General features: G+C 63.1%; 16 protein-coding genes and 1 pseudogene. 5 read left to right on the top strand and 12 right to left on the bottom strand.

Annotated elements, in window-relative coordinates:
• Window positions 1-5,891 (bottom strand): DUF4347 domain-containing protein (locus GE253_RS24585; RefSeq protein WP_173012827.1); only part of this gene is annotated, 5,891 nt, incomplete at its 3' end.
• Between the two features lie 426 nt (window positions 5,892-6,317).
• Between GE253_RS24585 and GE253_RS26395 the strand changes: the two are divergent.
• Window positions 6,318-6,532 (top strand): annotated as a pseudogene (locus tag GE253_RS26395) (IS701 family transposase); the annotation flags it as partial.
• A 362-nt stretch (window positions 6,533-6,894) separates the two neighbouring features.
• On the opposite strand, the gene GE253_RS24580 reads toward GE253_RS26395, so the two are convergent.
• The 6 genes from GE253_RS24580 to GE253_RS24555 form a co-directional block, all read right to left on the bottom strand.
• A complete protein-coding gene (locus GE253_RS24580; RefSeq protein ID WP_153206804.1) occupies window positions 6,895-7,953 on the bottom strand; it encodes an amidohydrolase family protein in 1,059 nt (352 codons plus the stop codon).
• A gap of 17 nt (window positions 7,954-7,970) precedes the next feature.
• A complete protein-coding gene (locus GE253_RS24575; protein ID WP_247878854.1) occupies window positions 7,971-9,413 on the bottom strand; it encodes an NAD-dependent succinate-semialdehyde dehydrogenase in 1,443 nt (480 codons plus the stop codon).
• Between the two features lie 31 nt (window positions 9,414-9,444).
• A complete protein-coding gene (locus GE253_RS24570) occupies window positions 9,445-10,905 on the bottom strand; it encodes a carotenoid oxygenase family protein (RefSeq protein WP_153206802.1) in 1,461 nt (486 codons plus the stop codon).
• 37 nt (window positions 10,906-10,942) lie between these two features.
• A complete protein-coding gene (locus tag GE253_RS24565; protein ID WP_153206801.1) occupies window positions 10,943-12,271 on the bottom strand; it encodes an MFS transporter in 1,329 nt (442 codons plus the stop codon).
• A gap of 59 nt (window positions 12,272-12,330) precedes the next feature.
• Window positions 12,331-15,207 carry a TonB-dependent receptor gene (locus GE253_RS24560; protein WP_173012826.1) on the bottom strand — a complete coding sequence of 959 codons (2,877 nt, stop codon included), beginning with the start codon at window positions 15,205-15,207 and terminating at the stop codon, window positions 12,331-12,333.
• A gap of 520 nt (window positions 15,208-15,727) precedes the next feature.
• Window positions 15,728-17,074, bottom strand: a complete 1,347-nt coding sequence (locus tag GE253_RS24555; protein ID WP_153206799.1) for an MFS transporter — start codon at window positions 17,072-17,074, stop codon at window positions 15,728-15,730.
• Window positions 17,075-17,372: 298 nt separating this feature from the next.
• Here GE253_RS24555 and GE253_RS24550 point away from each other — a divergent pair, with 298 nt between their 5' ends.
• The 3 genes from GE253_RS24550 (at window position 17,373) to GE253_RS24540 (ending at window position 19,507) form a co-directional block, all read left to right on the top strand.
• Window positions 17,373-17,930 (top strand): MarR family winged helix-turn-helix transcriptional regulator, encoded by a 558-nt coding sequence (locus GE253_RS24550; RefSeq protein WP_153206798.1) that lies wholly within the window; start codon window positions 17,373-17,375, stop codon window positions 17,928-17,930.
• A gap of 144 nt (window positions 17,931-18,074) precedes the next feature.
• Window positions 18,075-18,629, top strand: a complete 555-nt coding sequence (locus tag GE253_RS24545) for a nuclear transport factor 2 family protein (RefSeq protein WP_153206797.1) — start codon at window positions 18,075-18,077, stop codon at window positions 18,627-18,629.
• Entirely contained in the window at window positions 18,629-19,507 is an 879-nt protein-coding gene (locus tag GE253_RS24540; protein WP_247878856.1) for an alpha/beta hydrolase, read from the top strand. The genes GE253_RS24545 and GE253_RS24540 overlap by 1 nt, the downstream gene beginning before the upstream one ends.
• Here GE253_RS24540 and GE253_RS24535 read toward each other — a convergent pair.
• Window positions 19,448-20,011, bottom strand: a complete 564-nt coding sequence (locus tag GE253_RS24535; protein ID WP_153206795.1) for a VOC family protein — start codon at window positions 20,009-20,011, stop codon at window positions 19,448-19,450. The two genes, GE253_RS24540 and GE253_RS24535, sit on opposite strands and share 60 nt — an antisense overlap.
• A gap of 15 nt (window positions 20,012-20,026) precedes the next feature.
• Window positions 20,027-21,148, bottom strand: coding sequence for an alpha/beta hydrolase (locus GE253_RS24530; RefSeq protein WP_153206794.1), 1,122 nt, complete (start codon window positions 21,146-21,148; stop codon window positions 20,027-20,029).
• Window positions 21,149-21,201: 53 nt separating this feature from the next.
• On the opposite strand from GE253_RS24530, the gene GE253_RS24525 reads away from it, so the two are divergent.
• The gene (locus GE253_RS24525; RefSeq protein ID WP_153206793.1) at window positions 21,202-22,017 is read left to right on the top strand and encodes a helix-turn-helix transcriptional regulator; all 816 of its coding nucleotides are present in this window, start codon (window positions 21,202-21,204) and stop codon (window positions 22,015-22,017) included.
• A 14-nt stretch (window positions 22,018-22,031) separates the two neighbouring features.
• On the opposite strand, the gene GE253_RS24520 is transcribed toward GE253_RS24525, so the two are convergent.
• Genes GE253_RS24520 through GE253_RS24510 form a run of 3 tightly spaced genes read right to left on the bottom strand, consistent with a single transcriptional unit; the run spans window position 22,032 to window position 24,808 of the window.
• The gene (locus GE253_RS24520; protein ID WP_211101582.1) at window positions 22,032-22,982 is read right to left on the bottom strand and encodes an MBL fold metallo-hydrolase; all 951 of its coding nucleotides are present in this window, start codon (window positions 22,980-22,982) and stop codon (window positions 22,032-22,034) included.
• Window positions 22,979-23,191: a DUF2783 domain-containing protein gene (locus tag GE253_RS24515; protein WP_211101581.1), complete on the bottom strand. Its 213-nt coding sequence runs from the start codon at window positions 23,189-23,191 to the stop codon at window positions 22,979-22,981. The genes GE253_RS24520 and GE253_RS24515 overlap by 4 nt, the downstream gene beginning before the upstream one ends.
• Before the next feature lie 15 nt (window positions 23,192-23,206).
• The gene (locus tag GE253_RS24510) at window positions 23,207-24,808 is read right to left on the bottom strand and encodes an FAD-dependent monooxygenase (protein ID WP_211101580.1); all 1,602 of its coding nucleotides are present in this window, start codon (window positions 24,806-24,808) and stop codon (window positions 23,207-23,209) included.
• Window positions 24,809-24,825: the final 17 nt, after the last annotated feature.

The raw sequence follows: 24,825 nt of genomic DNA, 5'->3' as shown, positions 1-24,825 counted from the left end.
TTGGCAAGATTGGCAGCGTTAAGCGTCACTTCGACGTAACCGAAGTCGGTCGCGTCGGTATCAATTTCGACCTTTGCGTTGGCACCAGTACCGGTCACACGGATATTGGCGGCGGTCAGCCCGCTGACGTCGCTCAGTTGGATGGCATCACCCACCGCCAGATCGGTGAAGACGTCGCCGTCCAGGTTGGACGCGCTGCCGACGAACAGGTCGTTGCCAGCGCCGCCGGTGAGGCTGTCGGTGCCGGTGCCGCCAATGATGGTGTCGTTGCCGACCCCGCCGGTGATGGTGTCGGCCCCGCTGCCGCCGGTGAGGCTGTCGGCTCCGTCGCCACCGGCGATGTTGTCGGCCCCACCGCCGCCGTTGATGCTGTCTGCCCCGCTGCCGCCGGTGATGGATTCGTTGCCACCGCCGCCAGTGACGGTCATGCCGCCGCCAGTGATGGCGGAGAGATTGATGCTGTTTAAGCCGCTGGTGTTGGTGTCGCCCGACAGGTCGATCGTCCGCAGCCCCTCGTCATAGGCGTTGGCGTTAAACGTCATGGTGATGGTGAAGGAGGTGGTGCCGAAGGCGATCCGCTCAACGCCACTGATCCGGCTGGACCAGTCCTGGCCCACCCCAAAGGTGAAGGTGCCGGTGGGGGTAAACAGCAGCGTGTCGGTGCCGGCACCGCCATCAATACTGTCGATGAAGCTGTTGCCCGAGTTCCTCAGCAAAGCGCTGGAGGTATAGACGAAGACGTCGTCACCATCACCGCCGATCAGCGTGTCAGCCGTGCCATTGCCGGCCCCGCCGGTGATGGTGTCGTTGCCGGCCCCGCCGGTCAGCGTATCGGAGCCATCGCCGCCGGTGATGCTGTCATCGCTGCTGGTGCCGGTGATGGCCGTGCCGGTGGTGTTGCTGGTGGTCAGCAGGCCGGTATCGTTAAGGCTGCGCACCATGGCGCCGGCGTCCAACGTCACGCCCGACACGGTTAGCGTGTGGCCGGCCAGCGTCAGGGTGTTTGTTTCGCTGCTGCTTATCGAACTGCTGAGCGTGCCGATGGTCTCGTCAGCCCCCAGTGCCAGGGTTGCGTTATTACCCACTCCTCCCACGGTCACGGCGCCGCTGTCGGCGAGCGCGCTGCCGCCGTTCAGCGTCAGGGTGCCGGCGTTGAGCGCGGTGCCGCCGGTGTAGCTGTTGGTACCCGACAGGACGAGCGATCCGGCGGACGTCTTGGTCAGCGAACCGCTGCCGGAGATCGGGGCACTGATAGTGATGGTCGAACTGGCACCAGGTGTCGTGATACCGGTGGTGCCCGCCAACACCAGCTCGCCGCCGGTGCCCGCCGCGATCGTGACCGTCTTGCCGGTGCCGCCGAAGATGGTGTCGCCGGCCCCGATGGTGGCGGTGCTGCCGCTCAGCGTGATGGAGGCACCGGTGGAGAGATTGCTGAGGTTGATGCTATCAGCACCGCTCTGCGCCACGCCGCGCGCGAGCGCTTCCCGCAGGGAGAAGCCATCGGCGGCATTCCCGTTGGAATCGTCCGTGGTGGCGGTGACATAAATGTTGGAACTGGTCACCGTCACGTCGGCGGTGGTCGCCGTGGTGCCGTCATTCAGGCTGAAGCGGATGGTCGCGTCGCCATAGGGTTTGGTATTGGCGTAGGCGACGTGCTGGATGACGTCCTGGACCAAGGTCGTCGTGGCGTTGGCGTCAAAACTGATGGTCAGCACGCCACCGGTGTTGGTGTAGGTGGCGAAGGTCGTGGCGCCGCCATTGATCGTCAGCGCGCTGCCGGTGTCGGTGAAGCTGCCGCCGCTGGCGAAGCTGAACGTGTCGTTGCTCGTCGCGTCGGCGGAGCCGCCGGTGAAACGCTGGACCGTCAGCGAGCCGTTGTTCCAGTTGCCGTTGGTGCCGGACGGGTCGTTCTCGGTGTCCGAGGCGGTCGCCGAGCCGGCCAGGGTGGTGGTGCCCGACAGAGCCACCGTATTGCCGGTACCGGCGGTGCCGGTGCCGTTCAGATCGAGCGTTGGCGCCGTATTGTCGGGGGCCAGCGTGAACAACGTATCGGCACCGCTATTGGCGCTGCTGGCAACAAAGACGACATTGGCAAGATTGGCAGCGTTAAGCGTCACTTCGACGTTACTGAAGTCGGTCGCGTCAGTATCGATCTCGACCTTCGCGTTGGCACCGGTGCCGCTCACGCGGATATTGGCGGCGGTCAACCCGCTGACGCCGCTCAGTTGGATGGCATCGCCTGCCGACAGATCGGTAATCGTATCGCCGTTCAGATCAGACACACTGCCGACGAACAGGTCGTCGCCGCTAATGCCGGCCATGGAGTCTGTGCCGGCACCGCCGCTGATGGTGTCGTCGCCCAAACCGCCATTAAGGCTGTCGTCGCCGGCACCGCCATCCAGGATGTCATTGCCTTGATTGCCCTTCAGGGTGTCATTGCCGTTGCCACCGACGAACGTATCAGCACCAGCACCGCCGGTGATACTATCGGCGCCGGTGCTGCCGGTGACACTCAATCCACCACCGGTAATGGCTGTCAAAACGACTTTATTGGCGCCACTGGCATTGGTGTCGCCCGACAGGTCGATCGTCCGCAGCCCCTCCGTGTAGGCGCTGGCGGTTAACGTCATTTCCACGTTGACGCCAGTGGCACCGACGGCGATTCGCTCAATACCACTGATCCGGCTGGACCAGTCCAGGCTCGTCCCTAAGTTGAAGGTGGTGGTGGGGGTGAACAGCAGCGTGTCGGTGCCAGCACCACCATCGATACTGTCGATGAAGCTGTTACCTCCGTTCGTCAGCAAAGCACTGGAGGTATAGACGAAGACGTCGTCACCGTTGCCGCCGATCAGCGTGTCGGCAGTGTTGTCGCCCCCACCACCGGTGATCGTATCATTACCATCACCGCCGGTCAGCGTATCGGACCCGGAACCGCCGGTGATGCTGTCATCGCTGCTGGTGCCGGTGATGGCCGTGCCGGTGGTGTTGCTGGTGGTCAGCAGGCCGGTATCGTTAAGGCTGCGCACCATGGCGCCGGCGTCCAACGTCACGCCCGACACGGTTAGCGTGTGGCCGGCCAGCGTCAGGGTGTTTGTTTCGCTGCTGCTTATCGAACTGCTGAGCGTGCCGATGGTCTCGTCAGCCCCCAGTGCCAGGGTTGCGTTATTACCCACTCCTCCCACGGTCACGGCGCCGCTGTCGGCGAGCGCGCTGCCGCCGTTCAGCGTCAGGGTGCCGGCGTTGAGCGCGGTGCCGCCGGTGTAGCTGTTGGTACCCGACAGGACGAGCGATCCGGCGGACGTCTTGGTCAGCGAACCGCTGCCGGAGATCGGGGCACTGATAGTGATGGTCGAACTGGCACCAGGTGTCGTGATACCGGTGGTGCCCGCCAACACCAGCTCGCCGCCGGTGCCCGCCGCGATCGTGACCGTCTTGCCGGTGCCGCCGAAGATGGTGTCGCCGGCCCCGATGGTGGCGGTGCTGCCGCTCAGCGTGATGGAGGCACCGGTGGAGAGATTGCTGAGGTTGATGCTATCAGCACCGCTCTGCGCCACGCCGCGCGCGAGCGCTTCCCGCAGGGAGAAGCCATCGGCGGCATTCCCGTTGGAATCGTCCGTGGTGGCGGTGACATAAATGTTGGAACTGGTCACCGTCACGTCGGCGGTGGTCGCCGTGGTGCCGTCATTCAGGCTGAAGCGGATGGTCGCGTCGCCATAGGGTTTGGTATTGGCGTAGGCGACGTGCTGGATGACGTCCTGGACCAAGGTCGTCGTGGCGTTGGCGTCAAAACTGATGGTCAGCACGCCACCGGTGTTGGTGTAGGTGGCGAAGGTCGTGGCGCCGCCATTGATCGTCAGCGCGCTGCCGGTGTCGGTGAAGCTGCCGCCGCTGGCGAAGCTGAACGTGTCGTTGCTCGTCGCGTCGGCGGAGCCGCCGGTGAAACGCTGGACCGTCAGCGAGCCGTTGTTCCAGTTGCCGTTGGTGCCGGACGGGTCGTTCTCGGTGTCCGAGGCGGTCGCCGAGCCGGCCAGGGTGGTGGTGCCCGACAGAGCCACCGTATTGCCGGTGCCGGCGGTCCCGGTGCCGTTGAGGTCGATGACCGGCGCCGTGTTGCTCGGGCCGCCGCCCGTGACCGTCAGTGCCGCAGTGTCGGTCGCGGTTGAGAAGGCGGTGGTGCCGCCATTCGTCGTGGTGTCGACCTTACTGCCGGCCGTCCCCGTGAACTGGTCCCAGGCCCGGAACGTCACGGCGTTGGACAGGGTGCCGCTGTAGGAGGAACTGCTGGCTTGGAAATAGAGGCGGGTGTTGCTGTCGGCGCTCAACAGCAGGGCGTTGCTGGCGCTGACCGCGCCGACGGCCGTCCAGTTCGTTCCGCCATCGGTGGTGTAATACCAGCTTCCCTGGCTGGTATCGACCGCCGTGAGCGCGATGCCCGTGCGGGTGGTAAGATCGCCGTCGGTGACGCTGCTCAGGCTGCCGCCGATATCCACGAGCGACGACACCAGCGTCCCCACGGCGCCCGAGGGCGCGCTGTTCACCGGCTGCGTCTCATCCGCCAGCACCGGCGTCTTGCTGGAATCCAGAACCGGTGCACTGTTGTTGTTGGTTTGATTCGTATCGATGCCGTCAAACAAAAAATTGACGCCAATATTCCCGTGACCGGTCGAATTTTGAACTGTTACCCTGATTGTTTTCAGACCCGTCCAATTCGACCCAAACGTCAGGAGGCCGCCATGGGATGCCGTAATTACAGGACTGCTTCCAAAAGCACTGGTTAAATCAACATCTTGTTGATTTGTCAGGGTGATAGAGTTGTTGCCGGTTCCATACGTACCATTTTGATATATATTGACATCTGCCTGCACAACAACTTGATCATTGCTGTCTAATCCGAAAAATCTTACGGTGTCTTCGCGGGCTCCATTGTCCTTATCATAGGATTTCTGACCGCCATTGTCAAAATTAGTGTTGATGACCTCACGAAAAACCATCGAGTTGATATAAAAGTCATTGCCATTGGCGAGTGAAATATCCACGCCTACGGGCTGTGTGCTCGAGCTACTCGCAGGAGCGGTGGAAAGATAAGCGCTTTTCCCGCCTCCAAAATAAACATTGTAATCCGCAACAGTAAACTGAAGGTTTGTCCCAAAATAACTGGCAAATTTCAAACTTCCGGCTGTCTCGCTATAAGAAGAAACCACTCCCGTATCGGCATCAGTAACACTCTCAAAATTCTCGACCATCAGGGTCGAGGTGGACAAGGTTCCGGAATAAAGATCGGCCTCGACAGGCCCGATCACCACGGAGGACTCGACCGCGCCGACCGATGCTTCCAGCGTCCAGTTTCCACCCAGCGCCGCGGCGCCGGTCAGGTCGGTAGAGGCCGCGACATCGGCCCCCGTCGCCATCGCCAGATTGGCGATGAAGGTCGCGCCATCGGTCCCGGCGGCGACGTCGCAGCCATAGAGCAGCAGGTCGCCATTGGCGGTCAGCGCCTTGCCAATGGCGGTCAGGTCCGCTTGGCGGCCGGTCAGCGTGGCGTCGGTCAGCGTCACACTGCCAAGCTGGAGCGCACCCTCGTCGCCGTGGCTGAGGATGTGGATGGCGTCATAGCCGGAATGGGCTTGGGCCCAATCGGCCATCTGGGCGAGCCCGTCCAGGTTGGCATCAAGCACCACCACTTCCGCCCCCGGCGACACGCCAGCGGCCAGTGTCTGCCAGTCGGTAATGTTGGATTCGATGAACACGACTTCTTTCCGGCCGCCTTCCAACACCGGATCGGCCGCTTGCAGTTCGGCGGGGGCCATGGCCAAAGCGTCCGATGCGCCCGCTTCCCCCCCTTCGTCTGCGAACATCCGATCAACGGTACCGAAAATGACCTGCTTGTTCATCGCCCCAACCTTTCCGTCTGCACCCCAAGACCCCAAACCCCAGGACGCGTCGTTACCATCCTGCATCCGACCGGATGTTTCTCTCTGCGCCTGCAGATGCCGGATCAATCCAGGATCGCTTGAGTAATCTTCGTACAACATCAGCGTAGAATATTCCACAGTCCGATCGGACTGTGATACTAGAATTTATGAATTTTACGTCACAGCGCGCATACGATCAGAATAAAATTTTCATTTGTTAATACATTAACATTGTTTTGTCGCCATCATTAAAGCAATACAAAATTTTTCAAAACATAGTATGCATAATATTTTCCAACGCAAATCTTATGCATACTATATTATCAAAATATTATATTATAATTTATGGTCAACTCAGATTGACTTTGATAATTTGGTGTAAATATAGATTTATTACAATCAATAAGAACAAGATGGATGCGGGCAGCGGCGGCGGGTGCCCTTGGCGACAACAGGAGATCCTGGGCTGGGACTGTTGGGATACCGACGCGCTGCTGATGATCAACAAGAAAGGTTTCTTGAGGCAAGGCAGGGCATCGTGCGAAGTGGTGCGGCAAGATACGGGTTCGACCAACAAGATTACGAACTGCCAGATTGGGGTGTTCGCCTGCTACGTGTCGTGGCAACCTTGGGGACTATCAGGAGCCCCGTTCGCATCATTATGCCCCAGCCGAGCACGAAATTCCTGATCGTCCCCTTCGGCCGCAGATGGTGGTACGCCCGCCAAGGGCTGGCCGACTGGCGAGATGATTGCAGTAATATTCGATCTAATACAAACCCGCCTAAAGGCTGACCTTTAGGCGGGTTTGAGGCCGGCGACCGCCGGCTCAGCGCCACGTGGCTTGCCGAGCCAAGGGCACGGAGGTGCCCGCCTGGCGCGTGAGGGAACGCAAATCCTTTTGCAGGCAGCAGCCTGGCAGCGAGAAAATGGCTCTCCCCTTTTCCAGGGCAAGTCCAGTTCCGGATCGCTTGGACCAGGGCGTCAGCGGATCTTGAACAACGCCTCCGCGTTGGTCTGGAAGAATTTCCGCTTCACCTCCAAGGGCATGTCCATCGCGTCCAGCGCCGCGACCTCTTCCACCGGGCATTGGTAGGGATAGTCCATGGCGTACAGCACGCGATCCACGCCCATCACCTTCTGGGTGAACTTGATCGCTTCCTCCCAGGCGACGCCGGAATTGGTGATGTGGAAATGCTCCCGCAGGTAAGTGGAGACCTTGCCCTTCTTCAGCGGCTTCATGCATTCATAGCGGCCGGTACGCACCCCGGCCCCATGCATGAAATCCAGCCGGTAGAGCCAGAAGGGCAGGGCCTCTCCCATATGGCCGATGATGATCTGCAATTTCGGGAACCGGTCCAGCGTGCCCGACGTGATCAGGCGCAGCGCGTGCATCCCCGTTTCCACCCCGAAACCGAAAAGCGCCCCATCCAGCCCGGCCGCCAGCAGCGGGCCGATCATGGATGCTGGCGGCGTGTTGGGGTGAATATAGAGGGGGACATCCATCGCCTCGATGGCTTCCAGCACCTCATGGAATTTCGGATTGTCCAGATATTCGCCCAGGATGTGGCTGTTGATCAGCACACCGGACAGGCCCAGCTTGCCGATGGCGCGTTCGATTTCCCGCGCTGCCGCCTTGGGGTTCTGCGGGGCACAGGCGGCCATGCCGCTGAAGCGGGTGGGGTACTTGGCGATGGCTTCCGCCAGCCGGTCATTGGCGGTTTCCGCCACCATGGTGGCGCGGTCGGCATTGCGGATGACGTTGGTGCCTGGCGCCGTCAGGCCCAGAATCTGGCGGTCGATGCCGCGTTCATCCATATGCGCGATGCGCTGTTCGCCCAGATCCATCAGGGCGTTGGCCACAAAGCGCGGCCGTTCGGCCGGATGATCCAGATAATAGCCGATCAGGCTGAGGAACCCCGGATCGACATCCGGTGCCGCCAACTCCTCCCGGAAAGCTGCGATCAGCTCGGGCGTGGTGAAGGCCTCCTCGGTTGCGATGCGCAGATAGCCCTGGGCGCCGCCGGTCTTGGGCATGGTCATAGGTCGCCTCCCTGTTTTCAATATTGATGGATGGTTTTGGTGACAAGGCAGGCGGCCAGACCCTCCGGCCCATCCTCCGACCCATGGCCGCTCTCCTTGACCCCGCCAAAGGGCGCGTCGGCGGCGGCCAGTGCGGTGGTGTTGATGGCCACCATGCCCGCTTCGATGGCATCGCCGATCAGGTTGGCCCGGCGCGCATTCTCCGTGAAGGCGAAGGAGGCCAGGCCATAGGGCAGGCGGTTGGCCTGCTCCACCGCTTCGTCCAGGGTGGCGAAGGGGGTGGCGACGACAACGGGGCCAAACGGCTCCTCATTCATGATGCGGGCCTTGTTGGGGACATCTGACAAAACCGTCGGCTGCCAGAAAAAGCCCTTGCTCTCAATCGCTTCGCCGCCCGTGCGGATGCGGGCGCCGTGGCGGACGGCATCCTGGACAAGGTCGCTGATGGCGGCCGGGCGGCGCGGGTTGGCCATCGGCCCCATCTGGGTGTCGGGCGCCAGACCGTCGCCCACCTTCATCTGCGACAGGCGCTTGGCATAGGCTTCCACGAACCGGTCATAGATGCCCTGCTGGATATAGAACCGGGTGGGGGAGACGCAGACCTGGCCGGCATTGCGCACCTTGCTGTTGGCCAGCATCTCCACCGTGCGATCGAAATCGCAATCATCGAAAATGATCACGGGCGCGTGGCCGCCCAGTTCCAGGGTCGTCACCTTCATCGTGTCGGCGCAGAGCCGCATCAGATGTTTGCCGACGACCGTCGATCCCGTGAAGCTCAGCTTGCGGATGATGGGGCTTGCCAGCAGATGGCGCGACACCTCGTCCGGCACGCCGAAGACAAGCTGCACGACATCGGACGGGCAGCCGGCGTCGATCAGCGCCTGGACCACGGCCATGGCCGATGCCGGGGCCTCTTCCGCCGGTTTCAGGATCACCGAACAGCCAGCCGCAATGGGGGCACCCAGCTTGCGGCCGGGATTATGGATGGGGAAATTCCAGGGCGCGAAGGCCGCTACCGGACCCACCGGCACCTTCATCACCAGCGAGCGCTGACCCGCCGGACGGACCAGCACGCGGCCATAGACCCGGCGCGCTTCCTCTGCGTAGAAATCGAACAGGCCGGCGCAGGCGATGGTCTCAATCCGGGTTTCCGCCAGGGTCTTGCCTTCCTCCCGCGTGGCGTTGCGGGCGATCAGATCGGCTCGTTCCCGCAGCAACCGGGCGGCATCGCGCAGCACGCGGGCTCGTTCATCGACCGGTGTCTTGCTCCAGGTCCGGAAGCCCCGGTCGGCGGCGGCCAGTGCCCGGTCAAGATCGGCGGCACCGGCCAGGGGCAGTTCGCCCAGGGCTTCACCATTGGCCGGGTTGATGACAGTGTGGCTGCGGTCGGCCCGCATGATCCATTCACCATCAATATACATGCCGAGTTTGGGATAGTCGGCGGAAGTCTGGTCAACCAAAATTGATCCTTTCGGTCGCGCGAAGGGGCGATCAGGCAGCGCTGGTCTGGGCCGGTGCCCAGTTGCCATGCAGGCCCTGACGGATGCGGAAGGGCAGGCCGATGGTCGCGATGGGACCGGCCGCAAGATTGAGAGCGTTGAACAGCAGCAGGCGGGATGCGTGCTCCACCAGCCGGTTCTCGATCACCACGATGTAACCATCACCTTCGGCATTGGAGCCGGGGCGCGGAATGAAGGCCGGCTCCTGGAAGGAAGAGGTGGAGCCGACCCAGTAGGTATCGGTCTCTCCCGTTTCCAGGTCGATGCGGCCCAGCGTGTTCATCATCAGGCCCGACGCGCTGCGCCCGCCCGGCAGGTCCACGGGCTTGGTCATGTCCTGGACAAGCTGCCAGCCATAGCGATTCTTCACCCCGGCAAACCGGTCATCGATGCGGGGGAACTCACCCACCAGATTGGCCAGCGGCGCCATCTGGATGTCGTCGCTGTTGGCACTCATATCCACCGTCCAGCGCGTCATGGTCGCGGCGGCTTCATGTGGCTGGAACGGCGCGCCTTCGGTGTCGGGGAAGAAGGGGAACATGTTGCCCTTCGCCATCGGCACATCGAAATGCACCTTGCTGCCGTCCTCATGCGCATTCATGACGTGGCTGGCAAAGCAGGTGGGGGCGGAGAACCAGCGGATATCTTCCGCCCCGCCATTGCGCGGCAGCACGCCCAGATGCACCGGCCGCCCCCGGTCGAAGCCGAAATGCGACAGGCCGGCCTTCAGCCGTTCCCAGGAACCGACAATCGGCACCACATGGAAGATGACGTAATTTTCGGTAAATCCGAAGTCGTGCATCATGCAGTAATAGGGGATCTCGAACCAGACCTCGTTCGTGATCTGCCCTTCCGCGCTGATCGTGTAATAGACCATGTCGCGGGTACACAGGCCCTTGGCGGCATAGCCGAAGCTCAACATCTCACCGGTGCGCGGGTCGATCTTGGGATGGGCGGAGAAGGTCTGCGATGTCATCGCCCCACCGAAATCATAGGTCGGGTCCAGCGTCGCCAGCGTTTCCGGGTCCATGATCACGGGCGGGCTGTCCTCCTTCAGGGCGAACAGCTTGCCGGCATGGACCAGCACATTGGTATTGGCGGTGCCGCGCACTTCCCCCTGTACACTGTCATCATCGGTCAGCGGGTTGCGGTAGGCACCGAACAGGGCGCGGCCGGCCTGGCGTTCCAGCGTGAACTTGTCGGTACGGACCCAGCGCTGCTGCAGGGCGACATTGCCATCCTTGAAGCGGAAGCGCGTCACCATGCCGTCGCCGTTGAACCAGATATCGTCGCCGGCCAGCGGCGGGAATTGCGGGTCCGGCGCCACGCGGTAGAAGCTGCCATCCAGATCGGCGGGAACGGCACCATCCAGCACAGGCAGGTGATTGACATCCGCCTCCACGCCCGAGGGGGCGAAGAAACCGGTGAAGCTGGGCGTATTGGGAAATTTCATGATAGGCCCCTTGCACGGAAAGTTTCAGGACGGATGGTCATGGGCGATCCTCCGCCGCGATGGCGCGGGCGGCCAGCCCGTAATGCAGGGCGGCCCAGGCATAGAGACCGATGCTGGTCAGAAGCGCGCTGCGCACCCCGATGGCTGAGGCGGCGGCCGCGTCGGTGATGCCGGAGGCGGTGGCGAACAGGTCGCTGAGCAGGCCCAGCAGCGGCGGGCCGAAACCCACCCCCACCATGGTGGAAACGAAGAAATAGACGAAGGCTGCCGTGGTGCGCTGCTGTGGTGCCACCATGTTCTGGAAGGCGACCAGCGTGGGCACCGAGTGGAAGAACAGGAAGATGCCGGCAATGGTGATCAGGGTCACCGCCGCGACATGATTATCCAGCCCGTAACCGGCCAGAAAGAGCGGCACGCTGGTGGCGATGCCGCAGAAGGGCAGCAGCGCATACCAGCGCCGGCCGCGTCTGGCGATGAAATCAATGCCGAAGCCCCCCAGGCTCATCCCTGCCGTCGATGCCGTGGTGCTGATGATCGCCACATAGAGGGCGGTCGTGGTCAGCGGCAATTCATGCACACGCATGAAAAAGGGGGCTGTGAAGGCGCCGCCCGCGAACAAAGCCATGCTGGCCAGCGCCAGTCCGGCCAGCATGTGGCGAAAGGCCGGGCGGCGGAACATCTGCGTGAACACCTCCCGCGTCCGGGGCGGGGTGGCGGTGGGGGTGGCAACATTGCCCCCGGCCAGCCCGTCGCTATGGCCGCGCGGCGGGTCGCGCAGCAGCAGGCGGAACAGCAGGGCCACCACCAGACCCGGCGCGCAGACCAGCATCAGTGCCACCCGCCAGCCATGATCCTGCGCCAGCCAGGCCGCCACGACGGAGCCCAGCAAGGCCCCCACTGGGGCGCCCAGCCGCATCACGGTCAGGGCAAAGCCCCGTCGGTGGGGCGGGAAATGGTCGCCGATCAGAGAAGTGCTGGGGGCTTGCACCCCGGCCTCCCCGATGCCAACGCCAATGCGGCACAGGAGCAGCGTCCAGATATTGGTGGCCATGCCGCAGAGCAGACTCATCAGCGAAAAGGCCGCGACTGAGACGGAAATGATGGTGACCCGGTCGCGCCGTTCTGCCAGCCGGGCGATGGGCAGGCCCAGCGTGGAATAAAGAATGGCGAAGGCCAGGCCACCCAGCAGGCCGAACTGAAAATCGCTGAGACCCAGATCCTTTTTGATCGGCTCCGCCAAGGTCTGGATGATCACCCGGTCGACATAGGCAAAGGCCGATACCAGCAGGATCAGCACCAGCAAGGTCGCGCGGTAGCCACGCCCGAACAGGGGATCTTCCGCAGCCTTCTGTATCGGAAGGGTCATCTTGGCCCCCCTTTCTTGCTGTAGGAACGGGGGGAAGTCCTGCAACTTCCCCCGCTGGATCAGAAGGAGAAGCGGAAGCCGGCCTTGAAGGTGCGGCCGATGCTGTCATAGAGGACCGGGTTGGTGACGCCGAAGCTGGACGGCAGATCGTTGGGCGGATCGCGGTCGAACAGGTTGTTCACGATGCCGAATAACTGCACCTTTTTGTCATTGATGGTCAGGTCATACTGGGCGTTCAGGTTGAACAGCCAGTAATCATCGACGCGATTGTCACTGATGCTGTTGGGCAGGGTCGGGCTGTAGCCGGACTGATGCGGACCGATCAGCGTGGCATTATAGACCCCGCGTGAGATGTAGCGGGATTGCAGGGTTCCGGTGAAGTCGCCCAGGGCATAGGTGGCACTGAGCGTACCGGTGAAGGTTGGCAGGCCGGAGGGCTGTGACGTGGGCGCGCCGTTCATCCCGGCCCGGTCCACAGAAGCACCCGTGGCATCAATGGTGATCAGGTCGAACAGATAGGTGCCGAGCGCGCGCAGGGTCAGGTCGCCACCCCCCAGGGCCAGCTTGTAGCGGGCCTCGATATCCACGCCGCGCGTCTTCAGCGTGTTCAGGTTCAGATTGGCATTGCTGACGCTGGTGATGGCACCGGCCGCGTTGCGGGTGATCAGGGAGCAGAGTTCCTTGGCACCGGCGGCACAGCGATTGATGATGACCTGACCGCCCAGCGTGGTGATGGCGCCATCCAGGCTGATGTCGAAATAATCGGCGGAGAATTGCAGATCATCAACTGGGGTGACGACGGCACCCACCGTCCAGGTCTTGGCTGTTTCCGGACGCAGCTCCGAATTGCCGCTCAAGACGACTGAGGTGAGCGCGCTGCCCCCGCTGTTGGGATCGGTCAGGAACTGGAAGCTGGTGCTGGCCGGGGCGTTGAGTTCGAAGAAGTTGGGCGCGCGGATATCGCGCGACCGGGTGCCGCGCAGCCGCAGGAAATCCGCAGGCTCCCAGGACAGGCCGGCCTTCCAGCTCCACACCGAACCGCTGGTCGAATAATCGGTCAGGCGAACGCCGCCATTGACCGACAGGCTTTCGGCGAAGGGCACCGATTTCAGCAGCGGCACGCCCAGTTCGGCATAGCCTTCCTTCACCTTGATATCGGGGCCGCTGATGGACTGGCCCGAACTGGTGATGAAGCGCAGGGCCGATGAGACCGGATCGGTGCTGCCGGCCACACTTTCCACCCGATATTCGGCCCCGGTGGCAAAGGAGATCGGGCCGGCGGGCAGTTCCGCGATCGTGCCCGAAATGTTGGCCGAGGCGACCTGCTGGATCAGGTGTGTCTTCTGCCAGGCCGTGCCATAGGCATAGGCGACGGCTTCGGGTGAAAAGCGATTTTCACCGAACAGGTTCAGCGGTTTGCACCCCGCCACCAGCGGGTTGGTCGGCGTGGTCAGGGTCGACCGGCAGACGATATTGCCGTTGGCGACACCGTTCTGGAACAGGCCCTGATCCACCGCATCCACCGCACGGGCGAAATTGTCGGTGATCTGGGTGTTGCGGGTTTCCTGTTCATAATTGGTCCGGCCATACTGGTAATAGGCATCCCATTGCCAGTCATCGCCGAGATCGCCCTTGGCACCGGTGACAAGGCGATAGGTCTCCCGCTCAACCTCTGCCACGGGCGGGCCGATATCATTGGAGACGCGGCCGAAGGAGAAACTGCTCTGACCGGCCGCCGCCAACTGCGCGCGCAGGGCCGCCGGCAGATAGGCATTGTCGCGCTGGATGGTGATATTGCCGGTATTGCGGGCCGAGGCGCCGATGGTTTCCGCGTTCGTGCGGCCATAGGAGCCCTCCATGAACAGTTCGATACTGTCCGTGGCCTGATACTTGGCATGGACCAGGCCGGAATAGCGCTCAACCGGCGCCAGCAGCGGGAAGTTGTTGTAGAAACCATTGACCGGATCGGCACTGCCACCCGACTGGAACAGGCCGCCATTGGAGAAGGCGGGGCCGGTGGCATAATAGGTGCCGTAATCATGGTTGAAATAGCTGCCGTCAGGCCGGAATTCGATACCGCGCAGCACACCCGACGTGATCAAACCGCCGAAGGAGGCCGTGGCCGTGCGGGCATTGGGCAGCAGAATCTGGCGCGCCAGCCCATTGGTCTGCGGGGTGGGGTTGGAAATCGTGTTGTAGCTTTCGGCACACCAGTCGCGGCTGTAGCAGTCGCCCATGCCCTTGTTGTTGGAATATTCACCGCCGATTACAATGTGACCACGGCCACCGGCAAAGTCCGTACCGCCGGCCAGGGTGGCATAGACTTCGCGATTGTCATCTTCCTGCGACAGACCATACTGCACGCTGCCGCGCACGCCTTGCAGATTGGTGTTCAAGATGAGGTTGACGACGCCGGCCACCGCATCGGAACCATAGGCGGCGGACGCGCCACCGGTCACCACTTCGCTGCGTTCAATCAGCACGGTGGGGATCAGGTTCAGGTCGACGGAACCCGATGGCGAATTGCCGCTGCCGGCGATGGTGCTGGCAACAAAGCGGCGGCCATTGACCAGCACCAGCGTGCGCTGTGCGCCCAAACCACGCAGATCGGCCAGATTGGCGCCGGCATTGCTGGAGAAGATGCCAACGGTTGCCGGCGTCGATTGCGGGCGGAAGGAGGGCAGGGTGTTCAGCAGGTCGGCGACATTGGACACACCCTGGCGCTGCAGCTCCACCTCGCCCATCACGGTCACCGGCGTCGGGGCGGCAAAGCCCGTCATCGGCAGACGGGTGCCGGTGACGACGATCTCGTCAAGCGAGTTGAGTGTCTGGTGCGGCGCATCCGTGGCATCCTGCGCGGCGGCGGGATTGGCCAGGGCGGCAAGGACGGCCAGGATGCTGGCGCCGGTCAGCCGGTGCGCTGGTGAATGCCTCATGTGGATTTCCTCTCCCTGCGATGCGCCGGCCAGACAGCGGGCGTGGCAGCGCATTCGTTCGTTGATTATTCAATGACATTATTGATAACTCAACGAATGATGATTTGGCAAGGGGATGATCGGCCGAAACGGATGATCTGTTTCTTTTTCCACCGTCAGGGTGCACCGTGGGGGGATCAATCAGGCGGTTCGGATGGGTGATCCGCGTCAATATACTGGCTTGACTATATATTCTTTGGAAATACGCCGCCGACGCTGCCTTCAATGGTATGCGATCCGCCGCCGCCCCGCTACCGATTTCACCATCGATCCGGCTTGCGATCCGGGGGCGTCCATCATCTGGGTCTTAAACGGAAATGGCCGTTTTCAGCCTTCTGACTCTATCATTAAAAATGCTTAGTCTCGTGAACTATGGACCGGAAGATGGTCTAAATATTGATTTATCAATAAAATTTGAATGCACCGTGCCGATCACGGTCGGACGGGCGGTCCCCGTTGAGGTGCCGCCCGTCCGGGAATGTCACGCTGCGATGGGCTTTCCCGTCGGCGCACCCTCCCGCCGGATCGGCTTCAGCAGCAGGACCAGCAGCGCCACGGTGACGGGCGGGATGGCGATCATGGCCAGCGTGATTTCCAGCGTGAAGGAGGAGGCCAGCGCCATGCCACCGAACAGCGGGGCAATGATCCCGCCAATGCGCCCGGCCCCGCCGGCCCAGCCGATGCCTGTGCTGCGCAGGGCGGTGGGGTAAATCTGGGTCATCAGCATGTTCAGTCCCGCCTGACCACCCGACTGGCAGAAGCTCCAGCAGACCAGCAGCAGCACGAAGCCGACCGTGCCAAACGGCACATGGCCCATCAGGATCAGCGTCGCCGCGATGCCGATATAATAAAGCGGGATCAGCCGGGTTGCCCCGATCCGGTCCATCAGGAAGCCGATGGTCACGGTTCCGATCATGCCACCGATGAAGCCCGTCATGGAAACGATGGCGAAACGCTGGATGGAGACGCCACCCATTTCCTGGAAGAAGGTGGGTAGCCAGGCCGCCAGCAGCGCAATATTGCCCATCGACAGGACGCAGGCGGCAAACAGGATGGCACTGGTGCGGGCGCGCCCGTCACGGAACACGTCGATGACATGCGCCTTCACCTTCTTTCCGCCGGTTTCCGCCGTCACGAACTGTTCTTCCCCGGTCAGGACCAGGCTGCGGTCCATCCAGCGGATGGTGCGGGCGATGGCCGGGTGGCTGGGGTCACGGCCCACGCGATAGGTCAGTGATTCCGGCAGGAACAGTAACAACACCGGGGCCAGGGCCAGCGGCATCAGCCCGCCCAGCCAGAAGCCGCTTTCCCAGCCATAATGCGGTACCAGCAAGGCGACGGCGGCCCCGGCGGCACTGCCGGCGCTGTATCCCGCGATGCCCATGGCGATGAACAGCGACCGCCAGCGCTTGGGCGTGAATTCCGCCAGCAGCGCCATGGTGGTGGGCACGACACTGGCCAGGAACAGGCCCGACAGGCCGCGCAGGATGCCGACCATCATCAGCGAGGTGGAGAAGACGGTGATGGTGGTCAGCAGGCCGAAAATGGTGAAGGCAATGACCAGCATCCGCTTGCGGCCGTAATAGTCCGATAGCGGACTGATGACGAAGGCGCCGATGGCCAGACCGGTCTGCTGCAGCACGAACACGATGGTCATGCTGGCCGGGGTGGTGCCGAAATCACCCGCGATGGCGGGCGCAATTTTGCCCACCATGAAAATATCGAACCCATCGATGAACATGGCCAGCGTGGTCAGGAACAGCACAAGACATTGCGGCAGACCGATCTTGCGCTGGTCGATAAAGCTCTGCACGTCGAACGCGGACATGAAGCAGCACTCCCTCCCTGAAGGGTGCCGGGTGTTTTCCGGCTATGTCATTGTGATTGAAATGCTGGCCTGTTGACGAATGGCTGAAGGCCGTCCGCGTCGACCAGTCTTTGAGGAATCAATAATATCCACTGTTCCCGTTCAGCGCCAGCCCCCTTAACCATGGTTGTGAAAAATATCGGCTCTCTCACCCGGCCGTGATGGTTGGCCACCAGAACGCTGGAATAACATTGAATGATCAACTAACAATGGGATCGGATCAGCCGTTGCTGACACTCAACGGGAGGAAAGACGACTTATGAAACGGCAGTCCAGAACGGATGTGAGCCCGGGTCGCGGCGCAGTGGAGACCGAGGCGGCGGGCCCGGACAATGGCGGGCCGGCCCGCACGCCGCTTGAGCTGCCGGGATGGAATGTCCCGAACCTGCAATTCTCCACCTTCCGGGTGACGCTGCTGGCCAAGGTGATCGACCGGCTGACGATCCGGCGGCTGGCGGAGCGGGGGGAACTCACCTACGCCGAATGGCGGGTGCTGGCCCGGCTGGGCACAATGCCCGAGGGCGGCACCGTGGGCCAGGTTGCCGACCTGGCCTGGGTTGACCGGGCAGAGGTCAGCCGTGCTGCCCGCTCGCTGGAGGAACGCGGATATACAAGGCGCCGCGAAAACCCCAACGATCTGCGCACACCCATCCTTTTTCTCACCAAAGCCGGGGAGAAGTTGTACAAGGCGACGCTGAAGGAACGCGTCGCCTTCCATGAATCGCTCTTGGTCGACCTGTCACCCGAGGAGCGGGTGATACTGGACGAGCTATTGTCCCGCATCGGCGACCGGCTGGCGCATCTGGTGAAAACTTAGCCCTTTGTCAGAGACCGATTTCAAACATCGTTGATCCATCAATATAAAAGTTCGTTGAACTATCAATGAATTGATGTTACGCCTGATCCCTGTTCCGCCCGGCGTCGTGCTGGCACGCGCGGGCCATTTCCGGAAGAGGGATCGATGGCAGAGGTCTGCTGGCCGGACGGCGTTCCGGCGGTGATGCCGGCTGAGGATCGGGCCGAAATCACCGAACTTTTCGCCCGCTATGCCTGGGGATTGGACCTGGCCGATGAGGAACAGGTGCTGGATACCTTTGCCGAGGATGGGGAGTTCGACCATCTCTGGCAGGGCAAGGCGCAGGGCCGCGAGGCGATCCGCGCCCATCTGCGTGGCCTGTGGTACGACCGGCAGCATTGGTGGTTCGGCCGCCAGCACCTTTTCAACCATTTCATCATGGACCCGCGCCCAGAAGGGGCGCGGGTGCGCTGCTTTTTCCAGATCATCCAGTTCAACGCCGATTACGGCAGCAATTTCATCTTCGGTATCGGCACGCGCGATGACCGGCTGGTGAGGCGCAATGGCCGCTGGAAGTTCCATCGCCTGTTTGTGAATGCCTGGACAAAGGCGGATCAGGTGCCCTGGAAGGGCGAACGCACCATGGCACCGCGCCCCGTCAACGCCCCGCCCCCGGTCGATTGCCGGCCCTTCAGCGTGCAGTCGCAGGATCCCTGGTGATGGGGGCGACGGGGCCTCTCCATGACCATATCCGGGCCTTGGGCACGGCATTCTCGGCCGCTCAGGTGCAGGCTTCCATGGCGCTGTTCGGACCATTGCAGCCGGCCGTTGACGAGGCCATGGTCCGGCGCGACCTGTCCTATGGGCCCGATCCGCGCCACCGGCTGGATCTGTTCGGGGGAGGGGGCACCGACGCAAAGCAGCCGGTGCTGGTCTTCCTGCATGGCGGCGGCTTTGTCGGCGGCGACAAGGGGGTACCCGGCGCGCCTTTCTATAACAATGTCGGTGCCTGGGCGGCGGCCCAAGGCTGGCTGGGCGTCACTGCCACCTACCGGCTGGCCCCGGACCACCCCTGGCCGGCGGGCGCGCAGGATGTGGCGCGGCTGGTAGGCTGGCTGAAGCTGGAGGCAAGACGGCATGGCGGCGATCCCGGACGCATCGTGCTGATGGGACAGTCGGCGGGGGCGACCCATGTCGCGTCCTATGTCGGGGGGCAGGGCTTTGCGGATCAGGCGGCCGCATCCATTGCGGGGGCCATCATGCTGTCCGGCCTATATGATGTGCCCAGTGCAGCCCGCAATCCCTATCAGGATGCCTATTTCGGCACGGACCCGGCCCGGTTCGCGGCACAATCCAGCATCGACGGGCTGACCACCACCAGCGTGCCCTGCCTGTTCACCGTCGCGGAGAATGATCCGGCTGATTTCCAGCGTCAGGCGGCGTTGCTGGTCGCCCGCCGGGTGGCCACCAAGGGGAAATGGCCGGATTTCCACTGGCTGGAGGGGCATAACCATATCAGCCCCGTCCACCAGATCCATTCAGCCGTCGATGAGTTGGGCCCCGTCCTGGCCCGTTTCGTGGCGCGGGTGACGGGGTAGGGCCGCCTTCTCGGCCACCCAGCGGGCCAGTTCATCATGAGCGGTTTTGGCCGCCTGCTGCATGTATGCGTCCGACACGGACGGTGCTGTCAGTTCGAGGCGCAGCCCGTTGGGATCGAAGAAATAGAGGGATTGGATGATGTGATGATCGGTAATGCCGATGACCTCCACCCCCGCATCCCGCAGGCGGGCCATGGCCTGTGCCACCTCTGCCACCGAACCGACGCGCAAGGCGATATGGTTCACCCAGGCCGGCGTGTTGGGGGAGGGGGCAGCCGCCACATCATCCCCCAGATCGAAGAAGGCGATGTAGGAACCGTCGCGCATCTGGAAGAAAATATGGACATAGGGGCAATATTCGCCGGTGCTGGGCACATGGTCGCTGCGGACAATATGCACCAGCGGCAGGCCCAGCAGATCCTCATAGAAATGCCTTGTTTCCTCCGCGTCGCGGCAGCGCCAGGCGAAATGGTGAAGGCCGTGGATGGGGACGGGGGGCTGCATAGGCTGTCTCCTCAGTCAAAGCCGGTTGCACCAGCCGGCGATATGGTCGGCTACCTCATCCACCAGATGCGGCTGACCACTGAGATAATGGTTGCCGTCTTTGATGGCATGGCGCTGAACCTGGCCTTTCGCGGCCTCGGCCCAGGCGGCATTGTCGGAGGGGAAGACCGACGGGTCGGCCGTATATTCCAGCAACAGCACGGGCACACGGGTGCACGCCAGATTGGCCGGGCCATCGCCCCTGCTGCTGGGCGACCATTGGCTGAGATATCCCGTCAGCGAGCTATAGCGCCCCATGCTGTTGGCCGCATAATTCTGCGCCCGCGGCGGGCCCCAGACGGTTGTGCCGGGGATGCGGTCATTGGGATCGATGGATGGGTCCAGGCAACGCGGGTCGGCCAGGGTGCGGTGGATGACAAAGGCTTCATCCCGCATTCCGTCGGCCCGCGCCCGCAACTGGCTCAGCCGGTCGCGGGCCCAGGCTTCAATCCCCGCATTGCGGGCGCGTTGTGCCATGCGGTACCGCTCCAGGAAGGCGGCGCTGTAGGGTGGGCCATTGTCCGGGTTGAACATGTCCAGTTGCGTGCAGGATGGCATCGGGTCATGTTCGTCCACCACCGCGGGATCAATCCAGGTATCCATCAGGCGCGACCGGCCCAGATGGGCAGCGGCCAGCACGATACCATCGGCCGGCGGCAGATCGCCGGGTCGCAGGTCGATCGGATCGCCCGCCGGCGTGTCGCTGATGGTCAGGTTCTCCGCCTGCGCCTGATAAAGGGCGGACAGGGCCGCCCCGCCGGAATTGCCGATCAATGCCACCCGGTCAAACCCCTGCCGGCGCAGCCACGCGACACCGGCCCCCATATCCTGGATCACCTGTTCCAGCAGCAGCACCGCATCATTGCCCATATAGCGCGAATTCAGCGCCAGGGTGGCAATGCCACGCGCCGCCAGCGGGGCCAGCAGGTAATGGCCCATGAAATTGCTGGTGGGATGCATGATCAGGGCCGCCGTGCGCGCACCCGGTGGCCGGGCGAAGGCGCCATAGAGGCGGGGGCGCAGCATCTGCAGCCCCGACTGGCTTTCCATGGCGGCACCGGGCCTTACATCGATGGTGACCAGTTCCAGATTCATCATCTCCCCCCTTCAATTTATGGCTTGGTTGTTCCGCTGCGGCGGGGTGCCCGGTCATGACGACGCCCGGCACACCCGACGATCTGATGGTCAGGCTCTGCGCCCTGTCCGAAGCGGTGGCCGCCATCGGCCGGCCCCGCTTCGACGATGCGCTGCTGGCCGCCGTGGCCCGGCTGATCCCGGTCGATCATTGCACCATCCTCTGCTACTCGCAGGCGGCGGGGCTGAAACAGGTGGGCGGGGCCAGCCTGCAGGACCGGGCGACGGTTTTGTCGCTGGGCCGCGATTACGTCGCCGGCCTGCATATGTTCGACCCGAACTTCGTGGAACTGTCGCGGATCTCCAGCAGCCGCAAGGTGATTTTCCGCCGCCACGATCCGGCCCGTGTGGCCATGCAGGATTATCTGCGCCGCTTCTATACGACCGTCGGCATCGTCGATAAGGTGTCCTATATCTGGCGTACCTCGGACATGGCCTTCTACTTGAACTTCTACCGTTCGCGCCGCGCCGGCACCTTCACGGGTGGGGAGGTCGAATTGCTGTCCGCCATCACGCCTCTGTTGACCAGCATCGTGCGCCAGCATTGCGCCCATTACATCGTGCAGTCGGACATTAATGCCGGCCGGACCCTGCCCTTTGTCGAGCGGCTGGTCGAGTTGGCCGACGAGACGTTGAGCACGCGCGAACTGGCCGTCTGCTGCCGCATCGTGCTGGGTTATCAGACGGACGGGATCGCCGCCGATCTGGGCGTGCGCCCGTCGACGGTGATCACCCTGCGCAAGCGCGCCTATCAGAAGCTGGGCATTGCCTCCCAGGCGGAACTGTTCGCGCTCTGCCTGCGCAACCTGCCGCGCCTGAAGCGCCCCGCCTGACCCCGCCATCGCCATCAACCCCGCAGCAGGGCCCAAAGGGCCTGATCACGCTCTGCCGTCCAGGGGGTGGGATGCTCCCCGCCTTGCAACTGTTCCAGCATCCGCGCCACGTCGAAGGGCAGCACATGGGCGAAGACCGGCCAGTCGCCAAAAAGCGGGGTCATGGCCTGTTCCGCCGCTTGGAAGCAGCCCTTCAGGTCGGCGCCCTGTGCGTGGGCATCGGCGACCACATGGCGCAGGGTGGTCAGGAAACCCTGGGTGGCCTCTATCGCGCCCACCACCGCCGCGCGCGACCGCAGGGCCGCCCCCCGGCCGGGGACCATGGTGGTGGCCGGCAAGTCGCGCAGCCGGGCCAGCGTGTCGATCCAGTCGGCGACATAGCCGTCACCGGCATAGACACCGCAGCGGTTTTCCACCAGATCGCCGGCGAACAGCACACCACAATCGGGCAGCCAGCAGACGGAATCCCCCGCCGTGTGTCCCCGCCCGAAATGTCGGAAATGCAGGTCGCGGTCACCCAGACGCAATGTCAACCCCTGGTCAAAGACCAGATCGGGTCGGGTCAGGCCGGGGATTTCCTCCACGCCCCGGAACAGGCGGGGAAAGCGCCGCACCTCTGACTCGAAATCGTCCGGTCCGCGTTCGATGATCAGGTCCAGCGTCGCCTGACTGGCGATCAGGGCCGCGCCGTCAAAGGCCGATGCCCCCATCACCCGCACCGCGTGATAATGAGACAGGAAGACGTAACGCACGGGCTTGTCGGTGACGCTGCGGATGGCGGCCAGCATCTCCCGCGCCAGGGTGGGGGTGGCGCGGGTGTCGATGGCCACGACATAATCCGGGCCGACAACGAAACCGCAATTCGGGTCGAAATCGCTGATAAAGCCATAGACGCCGCGTGCCAGTTCGACCAGTTTGGGGGTCTGCTGGGCATTATCGGCGGCGGACGCGAAGGAGTGGGTCACGGATCGTTCCTCCGGTGGGTGGCGCCGGTGTTGCGCGCCGTTTGAAGGCAGGACATCAGTACAGCCTGATCCCCGATCTGATTGGCCAGCAGCAGAACAAGACGGGCATTCAGCGCCTGGCTTTCCGTCGCCGACAGACCGCGATGCGTATCCAGCAGCGCCGCGTAAAAGGCGTCCGGGTCGGGAATGTTGGGTGTGATATGCATCATGTTTCCTCCCAGGGCTCAGGTCCGGCCGGTGGCGCGCCGCAGGGCGCTGCGAAGCTGTTCCGCATCGGCGTTGGGCAGACGGGCGGCAAGGTGCAGATCGGGGCGGATCAGCAACACCTCCCCCGCTGCCATGCCCAGGGCTTTCCGGTCATCAGCGCTGACAGCCTGAATATGCAGGGGCCAGCCCTCTTGGGTCAGGGGTGACAGGCTGCTACCCAACCGGTCCTGCGCGTCACGCGGGCACCAGAGGGCCAGGAAGTGAGCCCCTTCACCTTGCAGCATGTCGCTCAGCGGGCGGCTGCTCAGGACCAGATTGGGCATGGCCTCTCCCGTATCACCCGTGGTCAGGGGTGATGGCCCATAATGATGGGGCACGCACATGCGCCCGGTATTCAGCAACAGGCGGGCGAAAGGATGATCAACCGCCAGATCCATCACAGCCGTGCGGAACAGCCGCTCCATGTCCGTGCGCGGGGCCAGGAACCGGCCAGAGCGGCGGGTGACGGCAATATTCTCCACCGCTGCCGGCCGCCGCTCTGCATTATAACTGTCCAGCAAAGTTTCTGGTGCCTGGCCTTTCAGGACAAGGCTCAGCTTCCAGGCCAGGTTTTCGGCATCCTGGATGCCGCTATTGCCACCACGGGCGCCGAACGGGCTTTTCACATGGGCGGCATCGCCGATGAAGAACACGCGCCCGTGGCGGAAATTGTCCATCAGTTGCGTGCGATAGGCGTAGGCGCCGACCCAGACCAGATCGAATTCCACATCCGGTCCCAACTGGTCGCGCAGGCGCGCTGCGGCCATTTCCGGCCGGCTCGCCTCCTGCGGGTCGGTGTTGGGCAGCATCTGGTAATCGATGCGCCAGACGCCATCGGCCATCAGATGCTGCCAGACGGCGCGGTTTCCGTTGAACGGCGCCTCCACCCAGGTCCAGCGCTCCACCGGCAGTTCCTTGGTGAACCGGACGTCGGAGATGCACCAGCGATCCTCCCCCAGCTCCCCCTGTGTCGGCAGCCCCAGTGACTGCCGCACCAGACTGGCATGGCCGGCGGCATCGATTACCCAGTCGGCTTCCAGGCTGTAGCGGCCATCGGGTGTTTCCACGCTCAGAACGGCGCCGTTTTCATCCTGGTGGATGCCGGTCACCCGGTTCTTCCAGCGCAGCTCCGTGCAGCCCAGTTCGCGGATACGGTCGACCAGAAACCATTCGACATAGAATTGCTGGATATTGATGAAGGGTGGCTGGGCGGAGCGGCTGCCCTCCGCCAAATCGAAGCGGTAGAGCGTATCCTGGCCGCGCAGCACCTTGCCGACCGACCAGGTGACGCCCTTGTCGCGGATACGGTGGTAAAAGCCCAGCCGGTCGAAAATTTCCAGGCTTTTCTGGGCGTAGCAGATGCCCCGGCTGGAAGCACCGCGCACCCCCACCGTATCATCCTCGTCCAGCACGATGGCGGCAACGCCCCGGCTGGCCAGATCGCAGGCCATGGTCAGGCCGGCCAAACCGGCGCCGACAATGGCCACCCGACAGTGCCCGCTGCCCGATCCGGACAATTCCGGCGGCCGCACATAATCATAGACGGGCAGGTCATAGCCCGTGGGTGACAATTCGGTCACGTCCCCCTCCCGATCCT

The sequence above is a fragment of the Niveispirillum sp. SYP-B3756 genome, from assembly GCF_009495745.1.
Lineage (GTDB): Bacteria > Pseudomonadota > Alphaproteobacteria > Azospirillales > Azospirillaceae > Niveispirillum.
The sequence above is the reverse complement of the archived record's forward strand: the minus strand, read 5'-3'. Positions and strand labels throughout refer to the sequence as shown.

What these genes read in the sequence shown, in the direction of transcription:
- GE253_RS24580 (WP_153206804.1), bottom strand. Translation starts at nt 7,953, where the DNA reads ATGACCATGCCCAAGACCGGCGGCGCCCAGGGCTATCTGCGCATCGCA.
- GE253_RS24570 (WP_153206802.1), bottom strand. Translation starts at nt 10,905, where the DNA reads ATGAAATTTCCCAATACGCCCAGCTTCACCGGTTTCTTCGCCCCCTCG.
- GE253_RS24565 (WP_153206801.1), bottom strand. Translation starts at nt 12,271, where the DNA reads ATGACCCTTCCGATACAGAAGGCTGCGGAAGATCCCCTGTTCGGGCGT.
- GE253_RS24560 (WP_173012826.1), bottom strand. Translation starts at nt 15,207, where the DNA reads ATGAGGCATTCACCAGCGCACCGGCTGACCGGCGCCAGCATCCTGGCC.
- GE253_RS24555 (WP_153206799.1), bottom strand. Translation starts at nt 17,074, where the DNA reads ATGTCCGCGTTCGACGTGCAGAGCTTTATCGACCAGCGCAAGATCGGT.
- GE253_RS24550 (WP_153206798.1), top strand. Translation starts at nt 17,373, where the DNA reads ATGAAACGGCAGTCCAGAACGGATGTGAGCCCGGGTCGCGGCGCAGTG.
- GE253_RS24545 (WP_153206797.1), top strand. Translation starts at nt 18,075, where the DNA reads ATGGCAGAGGTCTGCTGGCCGGACGGCGTTCCGGCGGTGATGCCGGCT.
- GE253_RS24540 (WP_247878856.1), top strand. Translation starts at nt 18,629, where the DNA reads ATGGGGGCGACGGGGCCTCTCCATGACCATATCCGGGCCTTGGGCACG.
- GE253_RS24535 (WP_153206795.1), bottom strand. Translation starts at nt 20,011, where the DNA reads ATGCAGCCCCCCGTCCCCATCCACGGCCTTCACCATTTCGCCTGGCGC.
- GE253_RS24530 (WP_153206794.1), bottom strand. Translation starts at nt 21,148, where the DNA reads ATGATGAATCTGGAACTGGTCACCATCGATGTAAGGCCCGGTGCCGCC.
- GE253_RS24525 (WP_153206793.1), top strand. Translation starts at nt 21,202, where the DNA reads ATGACGACGCCCGGCACACCCGACGATCTGATGGTCAGGCTCTGCGCC.
- GE253_RS24515 (WP_211101581.1), bottom strand. Translation starts at nt 23,191, where the DNA reads ATGATGCATATCACACCCAACATTCCCGACCCGGACGCCTTTTACGCG.